The 11666-nt window shown below is 62.1% G+C and carries 15 protein-coding genes and 1 pseudogene; 5 read left to right on the forward strand and 11 right to left on the reverse strand.

Annotation, left to right across the window (positions count from 1 at the left end):
- The 3 genes from GSQ89_RS02420 to dapD form a co-directional block, all read right to left on the reverse strand.
- Positions 1–556, reverse strand: a 556-nt coding sequence (locus tag GSQ89_RS02420; protein WP_158921647.1) for a hypothetical protein, incomplete at its 3' end; no start/stop codon positions are given.
- On the reverse strand, positions 553–1698 hold the full coding sequence (gene dapE / locus GSQ89_RS02425) for a succinyl-diaminopimelate desuccinylase (RefSeq protein WP_158921649.1): 1146 nt from the start codon (positions 1696–1698) through the stop codon (positions 553–555). The genes GSQ89_RS02420 and dapE, both read right to left, overlap by 4 nt.
- A complete protein-coding gene (gene dapD, locus GSQ89_RS02430) occupies positions 1698–2537 on the reverse strand; it encodes a 2,3,4,5-tetrahydropyridine-2,6-dicarboxylate N-succinyltransferase (RefSeq protein ID WP_158921651.1) in 840 nt (279 codons plus the stop codon). The genes dapE and dapD overlap by 1 nt, the downstream gene beginning before the upstream one ends.
- 233 nt (positions 2538–2770) lie before the next feature.
- On the opposite strand from dapD, the gene GSQ89_RS02435 reads away from it, so the two are divergent.
- Positions 2771–3100: a septum formation initiator family protein gene (locus GSQ89_RS02435; protein ID WP_158921653.1), complete on the forward strand. Its 330-nt coding sequence runs from the start codon at positions 2771–2773 to the stop codon at positions 3098–3100.
- A 49-nt stretch (positions 3101–3149) separates the two neighbouring features.
- On the opposite strand, the gene GSQ89_RS02440 is transcribed toward GSQ89_RS02435, so the two are convergent.
- On the reverse strand, positions 3150–4016 hold the full coding sequence (locus GSQ89_RS02440) for a universal stress protein (RefSeq protein ID WP_158921655.1): 867 nt from the start codon (positions 4014–4016) through the stop codon (positions 3150–3152).
- Positions 4017–4101: 85 nt separating this feature from the next.
- Positions 4102–4698 (reverse strand): pyridoxamine 5'-phosphate oxidase, encoded by a 597-nt coding sequence (gene pdxH / locus GSQ89_RS02445; protein ID WP_158921657.1) that lies wholly within the window; start codon positions 4696–4698, stop codon positions 4102–4104.
- Between the two features lie 162 nt (positions 4699–4860).
- On the opposite strand from pdxH, the gene GSQ89_RS02450 reads away from it, so the two are divergent.
- The 3 genes from GSQ89_RS02450 to GSQ89_RS02460 all read left to right on the forward strand — a co-directional run bounded on the left by GSQ89_RS02450 (position 4861) and on the right by GSQ89_RS02460 (position 8108).
- Positions 4861–6027 (forward strand): acyl-CoA dehydrogenase family protein, encoded by a 1167-nt coding sequence (locus tag GSQ89_RS02450; protein ID WP_158921659.1) that lies wholly within the window; start codon positions 4861–4863, stop codon positions 6025–6027.
- A 357-nt stretch (positions 6028–6384) separates the two neighbouring features.
- The gene (locus tag GSQ89_RS02455; protein ID WP_254073044.1) at positions 6385–7446 is read left to right on the forward strand and encodes a class I SAM-dependent methyltransferase; all 1062 of its coding nucleotides are present in this window, start codon (positions 6385–6387) and stop codon (positions 7444–7446) included.
- 53 nt (positions 7447–7499) lie between these two features.
- The gene (locus tag GSQ89_RS02460) at positions 7500–8108 is read left to right on the forward strand and encodes a hypothetical protein (protein ID WP_158921663.1); all 609 of its coding nucleotides are present in this window, start codon (positions 7500–7502) and stop codon (positions 8106–8108) included.
- A gap of 15 nt (positions 8109–8123) precedes the next feature.
- Here the strand turns inward: GSQ89_RS02460 and GSQ89_RS02465 are convergent, their stop codons facing one another.
- The 4 genes from GSQ89_RS02465 to GSQ89_RS02480 all read right to left on the reverse strand — a co-directional run bounded on the left by GSQ89_RS02465 (position 8124) and on the right by GSQ89_RS02480 (position 9906).
- Positions 8124–8702 carry a hypothetical protein gene (locus GSQ89_RS02465; protein WP_158921665.1) on the reverse strand — a complete coding sequence of 193 codons (579 nt, stop codon included), beginning with the start codon at positions 8700–8702 and terminating at the stop codon, positions 8124–8126.
- A gap of 184 nt (positions 8703–8886) precedes the next feature.
- Positions 8887–9309, reverse strand: a complete 423-nt coding sequence (locus GSQ89_RS02470) for a hypothetical protein (RefSeq protein WP_158921667.1) — start codon at positions 9307–9309, stop codon at positions 8887–8889.
- Positions 9310–9368: 59 nt separating this feature from the next.
- Complete coding sequence (locus tag GSQ89_RS02475) at positions 9369–9536, reverse strand: hypothetical protein (RefSeq protein ID WP_158921669.1); 168 nt, start codon at positions 9534–9536, stop codon at positions 9369–9371.
- 73 nt (positions 9537–9609) lie between these two features.
- The gene (locus GSQ89_RS02480; protein WP_158921672.1) at positions 9610–9906 is read right to left on the reverse strand and encodes a nucleotidyltransferase family protein; all 297 of its coding nucleotides are present in this window, start codon (positions 9904–9906) and stop codon (positions 9610–9612) included.
- A gap of 210 nt (positions 9907–10116) precedes the next feature.
- Between GSQ89_RS02480 and GSQ89_RS02485 the strand changes: the two genes are divergently transcribed.
- Positions 10117–10626 (forward strand): GFA family protein, encoded by a 510-nt coding sequence (locus tag GSQ89_RS02485; protein WP_158921674.1) that lies wholly within the window; start codon positions 10117–10119, stop codon positions 10624–10626.
- Positions 10627–10706: 80 nt separating this feature from the next.
- On the opposite strand, the gene GSQ89_RS02490 is transcribed toward GSQ89_RS02485, so the two are convergent.
- Entirely contained in the window at positions 10707–11330 is a 624-nt protein-coding gene (locus tag GSQ89_RS02490; RefSeq protein WP_158921676.1) for an RsmD family RNA methyltransferase, read from the reverse strand.
- A gap of 2 nt (positions 11331–11332) precedes the next feature.
- Positions 11333–11666, reverse strand: a pseudogene (locus tag GSQ89_RS02495) (pseudouridine synthase); the annotation flags it as partial.

The raw sequence follows: 11666 nt of genomic DNA on the forward strand, positions 1-11666 counted from the left end.
CCAGCCAGCGGGGTCCCAGGACCACCACCGCCGTCCCAAGATTCACCAGGAAGACCAGCAGCACGGCGCGAAAGCCCGACAAACCCAGCGCATTGCGGGCCAGGAACCAATGCAGCCAAAGCCCGTACAGACCGAGGCAGCTCACCAGCACCAGACTGGCCGCGGTCTCACTCATGCCCGCGCGGATCGCCACACTCAAAGGCACCATCAGCAGGGACGCCAGGATCGGCAATATCCACTCACACCAATTGAACGCCGTCGCGAACCGCGCCCAGGCCTCCGTCCGCTGCCACAGGCGCGCCAGTTCGTAGGACACCACCGCGGGCATCAGCAGGGCACAAACGGTCATCGCCAGACCTGTCAGCGCCGATCGCGGTCCCTCCGTGAACATCATCCCCAGGACGGCACTGACCAGGGGAAACGCAACCAGCGGCGCCAGGCTGGCCAGAAATGCCTGCGGACTGGAGCCGAAACAGTCGATACCGTCCACCCGCCCGCGAGCGATCCGCGACACCCCGAGGATGATGCTCTTCCGCGGAACCACACCGTGGCTCATGCCAGGAAGGCCGCGATGATATCCCGATAGATCCGCGCCAGATCGCGCAATTCCGCCACCGGCACGCGCTCATCCGTCTGGTGCATCGTCGCGCCCACCAGCCCGAATTCGGCGACCGGGCAGTAGTTCGCGATGAAGCGCGCATCCGAGGTACCGCCGCCGGTATCCAATTTCGGATCGACCCCGGTCGCCCCCTTGATCGCGCCCCGGAGAATATCGACCAGCGGCCCCGGCTTGGTCACGAACGACTCCCCGCTGATCGAGGACTCCAGGTCGAACCGCTCCGCATACCGCGACAGAGTCGCCCGCACCCAGGCCGTCAGCGACGCCCCGCTGTGCCCATCGTTAAACCGGATGTTCAACGCCGCCCGCGCCGACGCCGGTATGACGTTGGTCGCGCCGTTCCCGACATCGATGCTCGTGACCTGCAATGTGGATGGCTCGAACCAGTCCGTGCCGGCATCCACCGGCGCCGACGTCAACGCGCCCAGAGCCTGGATCAGCCGATGAACGGGATTGTCCGCCCGATGCGGATAAGCCACATGCCCCTGCGTGCCATGCACCTCGATCTTCATGTTGACGCTGCCGCGCCGGCCAATCTTGACCATGTCACCCAGCTTCACCGGACAGGTCGGCTCCCCCACCAAGCAGAAATCCGGCACCTGATCATTCGCCCGCATCCACTCCAACACCTTGACGGTGCCGTCGGTCGCGGGGCCTTCCTCATCCCCCGTGATCAGCAGGCTGATCGAGCCCTTGGGTGGGCCATTTTCCAAATACTGCGCGACGCCCGAGACGAATGCCGCGATCGCGCCTTTCATGTCGCAGGCACCACGGCCATACAGCACGCCGTCCCGCACCTCGCCGCCAAACGGATCGCTCCGCCAGTTCGCCGCGCCCACCGGCACCACATCGGTATGGCCGGCGAAGCAGATATGCGGCCCCTCGGTGCCAATCCGGGCAAAGATATTTTCGATGTCACCATACCGCAGCCGATGAACGGTGAACCCCAAACTGCTCAACATGCCGGTCAAGGCATCCTGTGCGCCGGCATCGGCCGGCGTCACCGAGGCACACCGGATCAGCGACTGCGCCAACGGCAGCGGATCGCTGAACCCTGCGGCCGAACCTGAATCGGCCATCAGTCGCGCAACAGCTCGTTGATGGAGGTTTTGGCCCGGGTCTGCGCATCCACGATCTTCACGATCACCGCGCAGTACAGCGACGGCCCCGCCGACCCATCCGGCAACGGCTTACCTGGCAAGGAGCCCGGAACAACCACCGAGTAGGCCGGCACCCGTCCCATGAAAATCTCACCCGTGGCGCGATCGATGATCTTGGTGGAAGCACCAATGAACACCCCCATCGAAAGCACACTGCCGCGCTCTACCACCACGCCCTCGGCCACTTCCGATCGGGCACCGACGAAGCAATCGTCCTCGATGATCACCGGATTGGCCTGCAGCGGCTCCAGCACCCCGCCGATCCCCACGCCGCCGGACAAATGGCAATTGGCGCCGATCTGCGCGCAACTTCCCACCGTCGCCCAGGTATCGACCATGGTATTGTTGCCGACACGAGCCCCGACATTGACGAAACTGGGCATCAGCACGGCCCCCGGCGCGATGAACGCCGACCGCCGCACCACGGCGCCCGGAACCGCGCGAAATCCCGCTTCCTTGAACCGGTTCTCACCCCAGCCGGCGAACTTCATCGGCACTTTATCCCAGACCGGCGCGCCGCCCGGACCCTCCATCGGCGTGGAGTCGGTCAGGCGGAACGACATCAACACCGCCTTCTTCAGCCACTGGTTGACCTGCCAGCCAGCGTCACCCTTCTCGGCGACCCGCACCTCCCCATTGTCCAGCGCCTCCAACGCGGCTTCGACCGCATCGCGCGCCTCACCCTTCGTGGCGGATGACAGGGTTTCCCGACGTTCCCAAAGGTCCTCGATCGGCTGTTGCAGGGTATGCTGAGACATCGCTTGACGGTTTCCTGGTTTGAAGCGGCCGGACGATGCGTTCGGCACCCCGTCCTGTCAACGCGCTTTGGCGCCGGTCACCGGCGACGCGCAATGGCGCCACTCGGCGGCGAACCGTGTTCAACCCGATGACCATTCGTGAGAAATGACGAAAATTCGGTTAGTTAGCGCCTTTTCCGTTCACGAACCGCCAGCAACGCGCTAGAATCGGTGCAAGCACCCCGGAGTATACGATGTCTTTCGGCCGAGAATTGAAGCGGCGGGCCCGCCTCATGATCGCACCCGCCATTTTCCTGGCGATCACGGGCTATTTCGGTTGGAACGCCACACAGGGCGCCCACGGACTGGTCGCCTATGCGCAACGCCAGGACCTATTGAAGCAGGTTCTCGCCGATCAGGACACCGCCAAGACGGAACGGGACGGCTGGGAAACACGCGTTTCCGGCCTGCGCGCCAGCCATCTGGACCCTGACACACTGGACGAACGCGCCCGTGCGATGCTCAATCTGGCGGACCCGAGCGAAGTCATCGTCAAGCTGAGCCCGCAGGACAAGCTGTTCTAACCGATAGAAAGCCCGAAGTTCGCCGCGGAGGCGAACCTCGGGCAGCACACTACCGGTTCATCATCACCGGCAGCCGCGCGTTCTCCAGCACATGCCGCGTCACGCCACCCAAAATCAGCTGCCGCAGCCGGGAATGCGAATAAGCCCCCATCGACAGCAAATCGCAGCCAAAGTCCGCCGCTGCCGCCAACAGCCCAGCCCCCACCGATCCGCCAACGGCTTTGAACGTGATGATCTGGGCATGCACGCCGTGCAGTGCCAGATACGCGGCAAGGTCAGGCGAAGCTGGCCCCCGCCGCTGGTAACCATCCGCCGACAGGATGGCGACACCCTCGGCACGCTGCATCCAGGGCATCGCGGCCTGCACCGAGGACGCCGATTCGGCCGTCCCGTTCCACGCCAGACACACCCGCGCGCCGATCTGGGACGGCGTCACCTGAGGCGAAATCAACACCGGCCGCCCCGAATCGAACAGCACCGCGTGCAGTGCATCGGACGACGACACGTCCTCTCCGGCGTCCGGATGCGGCACCACGGTCAGGTCGGCGAGTCGGGCCTGTTGGGCCACAATATCCTCTTCCCGCCCGGTCACCGCCGCGAAACTGGCCGTGGCATGATCCGAACCCGCATGGGCTTCCTGAACCACGACATCGTGGCGGGCCACGAACCGTTCAAACATGGATCGCACGGCATGCGCGCGGTCGTTGCTCTCCTTTTCCGTGGCAGACATCATTTCCTCGATCATCGCGCCGGACAGGCCTTCCCCGGCCAACGGCGCGACATCCCGGCTATCCACGCGAACATGCAGCGCGAGCACATGGGCGTTCCATGCTCGGGCAATCGTCAATGCGGTCGTCAACGCGGCCTCCCCAGCCGCGGTCCCCGTCAGGGGCAGCAGAAGCTTGCGTATTGCCATGGTCAGCTCCTTTTCTCTGGTCTTGCACGTAGAGCAATGCAGGTTTGCGTTAGCGTTGCAAGTACGTTCGACGAGAGCAACGGGCTCAAGGGTACAGTTTCGTTTGATCCCACCCCCCGGCCACAGACCGGCGGTAAACCGTCCGGTCATGCAGGCGATACGGCATATCCTGCCAGAACTCGAAACTGTCCGGCAAAATCCGGTAGCCGGACCAGTAGCCGGGCCGGGGAATTTCGTCCGGATAGCGCCGTTCCATCTCCGCCAACCGCTCCTCCAACACAGAGCGATCCGCCAGCGGACGGGATTGCTGGGACGCCCAGGCCCCTAAACGCGAAATTCGTTGCCGGGTTGCGTAGTACGCGTCGGCTTCCGCGTCCGTGACGTGCTCGACCGTCCCCTCGATTCGGATCTGCCGGTGCAGCGACTTCCAATGGAACAGCAGTGCCGTGGTCCGATTGCGCGCGAGTTCGTCGCCTTTCCGGCTTTCCTTGTTGGTGTAGAAGACGAACCCCCGCTCATCCACGCCCTTCAGCAGGACGATCCTTACCGATGGCCGTCCGTCCGCCGTGGTCGTCGCGACCGACATCGCATTCGGATCGTTCGGTTCCGACTTCTCCGCTTCCGCCATCCAGGTTCGGAACTGGACGAAGGGGGATGTCGCGAGGGGTTCTCCGGCCGGCATGAACACAGTCCTTCATTTCGAGGCGATCGTCAGGGGCGATAACACCATGTAGCCCTGATCCGGCAAGCACCCACCCCATCTCTTTGGCAGTTATGCGCCGCGCCCCCTTTGCAAGCCACCGGAACGCGGGCAATCACCGAGGCATTCGATCCGGAGGCCGCCATGAAAGAGACACTGTTCGCCGACCCGCACGCGGAAATCCGCGAGGAAGTCCGCAAACTGTGTTCGAAGTTCCCCGGCGAATACTGGCGCAAGCTGGATCAGGAACGTGGCTACCCCACGGAGTTCGTCCGTGCCCTGACCGAGGGTGGCTACCTGGGTGCCCTGATCCCCGAGGAATACGGCGGTGCCGGCCTGCCTCTGTCCGCCGCCGCGGCCATCCTGGAGACGGTCCAGGCCGAGGGCTGTAACGGCGCAGCCTGCCACGCCCAGATGTACATCATGGGCACGATCCTGCGGCACGGCACCGACGACCAGAAGAAAACCTACCTGCCGAAGATCGCCACCGGCGAACTGCGCCTGCAGGCGTTCGGGGTCACCGAACCGACCAGCGGCACGGATACGACCTCGCTGCGCACCTTCGCCCGCCGGGAGGGCGACAAATACATCGTCAACGGCCAGAAGGTCTGGACCAGCCGAGCCGAACACTCCGACCTGATGCTGCTGCTGGCCCGCACCACGCCGCGGGACCAGACCGCGAAGCGCACCGAGGGGCTTTCGACCTTCATCGTCGACATGCGGGCCGCCCTCGGCCACGGCCTGACCATCCGGCCGATCCGGACGATGATGAACCACAACTCGACCGAGGTGTTCTTCGATAACATGGAGGTCCCCGCCGAGAACCTTGTGGGCGTCGAGGGCCGCGGCTTCCGCTACATCCTGGACGGGATGAACGCCGAACGCCTGCTGATCGCCGCCGAGTGTATCGGCGACGCCAAATGGTTCCTGCGCAAGGCCAGCGACTACGCCCGCGAACGCCAGGTGTTCGGCCGGCCGATCGGGCAGAACCAGGGCATCCAGTTCCCCCTCGCCCGAGCCTACGCCCAGATGCGCGCCGCCGAACTGATGGTGCAGGCCGGCTGCGCGAAGTTCGAGGCCGGCGAGACTCCTGGCGAGGAAGCCAACATGGCCAAGATGCTCGCCGCCGAAGCATCCTGGGCCGCCGGTGAAGCCTGCATCCAGACCCATGGCGGCTTCGGTTTCGCCGAGGAATACGACGTGGAACGGAAATTCCGCGAAACCCGGCTGTATCAAGTCGCCCCGATCAGCACGAACCTGATTCTGTCCTACATCGCCGAACACGTTCTGGAGTTGCCGCGCAGCTACTGACTTGGGTCGCGGATTGGTTCGGATCGAGTGGGCGGGCTGGCTCGGCGGCGTTGCGTCCGGTCGCTGACCGGTTCGGCTTGTGGGTCAGATGCTTCGGGGTACCGTTCTGTCATTCAGGCCGGGAATGGCGTTTGGTAATCCATTAGTTGCATTGGGTCGATCAGAGTGACCGAAAGTATTAAATTTCGCGCGTACTCGCTGGAGAGGCCGCACACGGCAACTCGAGAAAGTGCTCCGTAGAATAACGCGGCACAAAATTCTTGGCAGATATTGTAAGGGAGTGTAACTTCACACTGCGACGTCTCTATGGCGTCCAATAGCGTCTCAGGCTCTCCAATTCACCCAGGGGGCTACGCCGTGTCTCAATCACCAGACCAAGATAAGCTCAATACATTGCTCGGCCGTATGGTTGGAGACCTCGGCGCAGTTGCGACGGGCGCGCTTGTGGTGCTCGGCGACCGCCTGGGCTTATTCAAGGCGATGCAAGAGGGCGGCAAACTGACGGCTGCCGAATTGGCAGCGCGCTCAGGCACACACGAGCGCTATGTCCGCGAATGGCTCTCCGCGCAGGCCGCGGCGGGATATGTCGAATATGACGCCGGCGCTGACCGGTTCCATCTCACGCCGGAACAGGCATTGGTGTTTGCCGATGAGGACAGCCCGGCATTCATGGCCGGCGCCTTTGAGGTGCTGTCAAGCCTCTGGATCGATGAGCCGAAAGTGAGCGAGGCGTTTCGCACAGGCAAAGGCCTTGGCTGGCATGACCACAGCGCCTGCCTCTTCCGCGGCACCGAACGGTTTTTTCGCCCGGGATACAATGCCAACCTGATCGGCTCATGGCTTCCCGCGCTGGACGGCGTCGTGGCGAAACTCGAGAACGGTGCGCGGGTCGCCGATGTTGGTTGCGGACATGGAGCGTCGACCGTGCTCATGGCCAAAGCGTTTCCCAAATCGCACTTTACCGGGTTCGATTATCACGCGCCATCGGTCGATCGGGCGCGCAAGGCTGCCGAGGAAGCTGGGGTCAGTGGCAATACAAAGTTCGAAATCGCCCAGGCCAAGACATATCCAGGGACCTACGATCTGGTGGCCTTTTTCGATTGCCTGCACGATATGGGTGATCCATCCGGGGCAGCGACCCATGTGAAGGAGTCTCTCTCACCCGACGGCACGTGGATGATCGTGGAGCCGTTCGCGCACGACCATCTATCCGCAAACCTGAATCCGGTCGGGCGCGTGTACTATGCGGCCTCCACGATGATCTGCACACCCGCTTCTCTGTCGCAGGAGGTGGGATTGGGCCTTGGCGCACAGGCCGGAGAATTCAGATTGCGCCAGGTCATAACAGCGGGTGGCTTTACGCGCTTCCGGCGTGCCGCGGAAACGCCATTCAACATGGTGCTTGAGGCACGTCCTTGACGCAAAGCGTGGGAGCCTCAATCGCGTAAACGATGAAGCGCAACTCTGTTCCAGTGCTGTGGATGGGCGTGGCGTTTGGGGTAGCGCTCGCGTTGGCTGTGGTTGTTCTTGCCGCTGAGGGGACCGATACGAAGAGCATCGGGGTGGCGCTGCAGGTGACGGCGCGCTGGTCGTTCCTGTTGTTCTGGCTGGCCTATGCGGGCGGCGCCATGGCCACACTGTTTGGCCCCGCGCTGGCGCCACTGGCAGGACGTGGCCGAGCGTTTGGCTTGGCCTTTGCCGCCGCACATCTGGTTCATATCGGCCTCGTCGTCTGGCTTTATCGCATTTTGAACCAACTGCCGTTGCCTGGCCCGCTGTCAGCTTTCTTCGCGATCGGGGTCGTCTGGACCTACCTGTTGGCGGCCTTGTCTTTCGGAGGGCTGTCAAAGGTTCTTGGCCCGAGGCTCTGGCGCTGGCTGCGGTTCGTCGGGATGAACTACATTCTGCTGGCCTTTGCGCGCGACTTTGTGCCCTCGCTGATCCATTTGGGGACAGTGCATCAGGGACTTTGGCACGCGATGGCATATCTGCTCTTCGCGGCGATGAGTGTTGCCGCTCCCGTTTTGGTTTTCGCGGCCACAGCGCGTCGTCGTTGGGGGATGCGGCAGGTGCCCGCCTGACGGGGCTTCGCTAGTTCAGGCTGGGAATGCGCCTTGCAACGCGGCTTTGGCCTGGGCGGCGGCCTGGAAGACAGGTCGTTGCATGTATCCGGCGATGCGGATGTCGCGCTGGCGATCTTCTTCGGTTTCAGTCCTTGCCGGACGGATGGCTGTGACGGCGGCGATGCCGTCGGTGTGCCTGATCGGGCCGGGGATTATTGCGACCTTTTGGTCCGCTGGGGCGGGCCGCGGTTCGACGGGTTCGGCCGGCCTGTTTTGCCGGCGGGCTTTCTGGAGTTGGTCGAGGCTGCGCTGGGCTTTCGCGGACTCGCGACTGAGGCTGACGGCATTGCCGCGGAGGCGGAGAACGCGGGTCACCGGCAGGTCCGGTGCGGCGGCCTGACCGAGCGCTTCGAGTGCGTGAAGGCCGAATGCGATGATGTTGACGGCGAGGCGCAGTTCATCCTCGGTTTCCGGGCGGTATGATCCGAGCGTCTGCGCGGCGGCGTGGCGCGCGGCGGTGAGGTCGTCGCCGGCGCCCGCGAGGAAGAGCGGGGCGAGGCGGAGGAGGATCGTTTCCAGGACGGCGGCCGGGAAGAGGGCGGCGAGGGACATGGGGTTGGGCCTCGGGGTGGATTGGTGTTTGTTCACTGTTGGTTCTAAGGTATTTTTTCTCCATATGCAAGAATTTTTTCTTCGAAGACGGAAGAGTGATCGCAGGCCGATTTAAGGCACTTTTTAAAGGTTGTTGGATTCGCTCTGCACGAAATAACGTCGAATAAGGATAAGTAAGAGCGATCTACGGCAACCGCAAAAACCCAATCATAGCAATCACCATTCCCAGAAAGAAGAACATTACACCAGTCCCGACAGACCAATACGAATATTTGTGCCATCTGTTATATCGACCTATGCCTACGTTCCCGTATTCAAGCTGAGTCAGGTAACAAAATAGAAATATCATTGCACTTGCCAGGGCGCCAAACGCGAAAAGCCCAATAGAAATTGTAACAAAAATCTGGTGTATTTTCGTATTGCCTATAAAGGTAAGAACGGAGATCGCTGATGCACCATTTATCAAGAAAATGGACTTTCCTCCTTCAAGTACATACTTTGTGCCTTCCCCCCAATGCCATTTTTGATCATCTGACATATTCATATCGGCCATCGGAACCCCGCTCACCGTTTTGCGAAATACGTTCTTGCATTCGGCCTTGGTCAATTGGCACGCCTGGATGTCAACGCTTAGGCCGTCGGTCGAGACTTACACATAGCGGTACTTCACTTGGCATCCAATGCGGCCAACTCGGCCTCGACGATAAGGCACAACGGCGACAGGTGAAGCGTCAAGGTATCCCAAACTTTGTTCGCCACCTCCGAAATGATCTTAAGGCACCGCGTCACTGCGTAGATATGAAGATTGTCGTCCTTGAACGCCGCATAAGTCATTCCCTAGACGAACCTTTCGGCCATGACGATGTGGTGCCGGATGTCGATAAGCCAGCGGCGGGTTGCTTCGCGTTCAGAAGGCGTAGATCGCGTCGGCGGTAGCGGCAGGCCGGACATACGGTTTCAACCCGTCGCGGTCGACAACATCGACCGGCCCATCGAAGAGACTGGCGATATACTCCTTCAGTCCGGCATACTCCCACACACCGATCCGCGCCTCGGGTTCGATCTCGATCATGATGTCCGTGTCACTGTCCGGACGCTCGTCACCCCGGGCGCGCGAGCCGAACAGCGCCGCATGCGCAACACCCCGTGCGCGCAGCGCCGCCTCATTCTCCCGCAAGCGGGATATGATATCCTGTTGGGTCATGATCCCTTATAGCACGAAAAACGCTGTCTGATCAGCCGTGAACTAGGGGACAACTTAAGCCGAAGAAGAACCGCTGAGTTTCAGGGAGCCGATATCTGTACGTTAATTTTTGAAGTCCGCACGCTCCTCGCACGCAGCCGTCTTCGCGGAGTTGGGGCGAGGGTGATATTATTGTGGGGTATGGCGCCCTTGCCCAATGCGGAGAGATTCATGACGACTACAAGTCAGAGATTACTTGCACGCTGCTCTTGCGGCAGCGTCGAGTTCGAAGCCGTTGGGGCGCCCATCGCTAACGTCAAATGCTACTGCAACAGTTGCCAAAGCGCTGGTCAACAATTTGAACAACTTCCTTCCGCTCCTCAAACGCTCGATACGGATGGCGGTACACCATACATTCTTTACCGCAAAGATAGAGTGAGCTGCGTAAAAGGCGACGATAGGCTACAAGATCGTAAGCTGACGCCAAACTCTCCGACACGGCGGGTCTTGGCGACGTGTTGCAATTCAGCGATGTTTCTCGATTTTACCAAGGGACATTGGCTATCAATGTATCGAGCACGCCTCCAAAATGACATTCCGCCGATCGAAATGCGCGTTATGACCGGAGAAAAGCCGGCAGGCGTCATCCTCCCCGACGATATACCCAATTACGAGGGTCATTCTGGTAAATTCATGTGGAGGCTTCTGAAAGCAAGAATAGCAATGCTTGTCGGACGATGATCAACGGGTTTCCTCACAAATAATATGGCCGCTACAAACAATAAATCTGTAGGGCGCGATTGAATCAAACCTCGTTTCCCTCAATCCGCGGCGAATACCAGAATCCGAGCCGCGCCATGCTGACGATCCGCCAGCAGCTTCTGGTCGGGGACCCAGGTCTCGTCCCTGGCGGTTTCGGCGACGATCAGCGCCCCGTGGCGGATGCGGCCCACGTCCCGCAGCCGCGCTAGCGCTCGGGTGACAAGGTCCTGACCGTAGGGCGGGTCGAGGAACACAAGTGAGGCAGCACCACCATCCTGCCCTCTGCCCGCAGCAGCCAACGCCGGTGAAGCACCTCCCGCAGGCCGCGGGACGCCGGACGAAGCCCTTCCGTGAACCTGAAACACATCCCCCGCCACCACCTCCACTCGATCCACCGCCCGGCACGCCGCCACATTCGTCCGCAGCGCCTTCAACGCCGCCGGATCATTCTCGATGAAGCACGCCGAAGCCGCCCCGCGCGACAACGCCTCCAACCCCAGCGCCCCGGTCCCGGCGAACACATCCAGCACCACCGCGCCCTCGATCACCGCGCGCCCACCCCACTCCGCATGCATCAGCATGTCGAACAGCGCCTGGCGCACCCGATCCGCTGTCGGACGCGTCACAGACCCCGGCGGCGCCGCCAAAACACGCCCCCGCCATGCACCCGCGACGATCCGCATGCCTACCGGTGCCGCGGCAGCGGCGGAGGCGCCCCCGCATCCGCCGGCAATTGCTCGCGCAGCACCCTGGCCGGGATCTCCTCGATCCCCCCACGCTCCAACGTCCCAAGCTGGAACGGGCCATACGCGACCCGGATCAGCCGGGACACCGCCAGCCCCAGATGGTCCATCACCCGCCGGATTTCCCGGTTGCGTCCCTCCCGCAAACTGACCGTCAGCCAGGTGTTGTCGCCCGTCTTCGCGTCGACATCCGCCTCGATCGGCCCGTAACGCACGCCCTCGACCGTCACGCCATGCGCCAGCGCCTTCAGCGCGCCCTCATTCGGAACACCGAAC

The organism is Acidisphaera sp. S103 (assembly GCF_009765975.1).
Classification (GTDB): domain Bacteria; phylum Pseudomonadota; class Alphaproteobacteria; order Acetobacterales; family Acetobacteraceae; genus Rhodopila.

Bases quoted from the DNA above. Each gene is read 5' to 3' on its own strand.
- dapE (WP_158921649.1), bottom strand. From the start codon at position 1,698: ATGGCCGATTCAGGTTCGGCCGCAGGGTTCAGCGATCCGCTGCCGTTG.
- dapD (WP_158921651.1), bottom strand. From the start codon at position 2,537: ATGTCTCAGCATACCCTGCAACAGCCGATCGAGGACCTTTGGGAACGT.
- GSQ89_RS02435 (WP_158921653.1), top strand. From the start codon at position 2,771: ATGTCTTTCGGCCGAGAATTGAAGCGGCGGGCCCGCCTCATGATCGCA.
- GSQ89_RS02440 (WP_158921655.1), bottom strand. From the start codon at position 4,016: ATGGCAATACGCAAGCTTCTGCTGCCCCTGACGGGGACCGCGGCTGGG.
- pdxH (WP_158921657.1), bottom strand. From the start codon at position 4,698: ATGCCGGCCGGAGAACCCCTCGCGACATCCCCCTTCGTCCAGTTCCGA.
- GSQ89_RS02450 (WP_158921659.1), top strand. From the start codon at position 4,861: ATGAAAGAGACACTGTTCGCCGACCCGCACGCGGAAATCCGCGAGGAA.
- GSQ89_RS02465 (WP_158921665.1), bottom strand. From the start codon at position 8,702: ATGTCCCTCGCCGCCCTCTTCCCGGCCGCCGTCCTGGAAACGATCCTC.
- GSQ89_RS02475 (WP_158921669.1), bottom strand. From the start codon at position 9,536: ATGACTTATGCGGCGTTCAAGGACGACAATCTTCATATCTACGCAGTG.
- GSQ89_RS02480 (WP_158921672.1), bottom strand. From the start codon at position 9,906: ATGACCCAACAGGATATCATATCCCGCTTGCGGGAGAATGAGGCGGCG.
- GSQ89_RS02485 (WP_158921674.1), top strand. From the start codon at position 10,117: ATGACGACTACAAGTCAGAGATTACTTGCACGCTGCTCTTGCGGCAGC.
- GSQ89_RS02490 (WP_158921676.1), bottom strand. From the start codon at position 11,330: ATGCGGATCGTCGCGGGTGCATGGCGGGGGCGTGTTTTGGCGGCGCCG.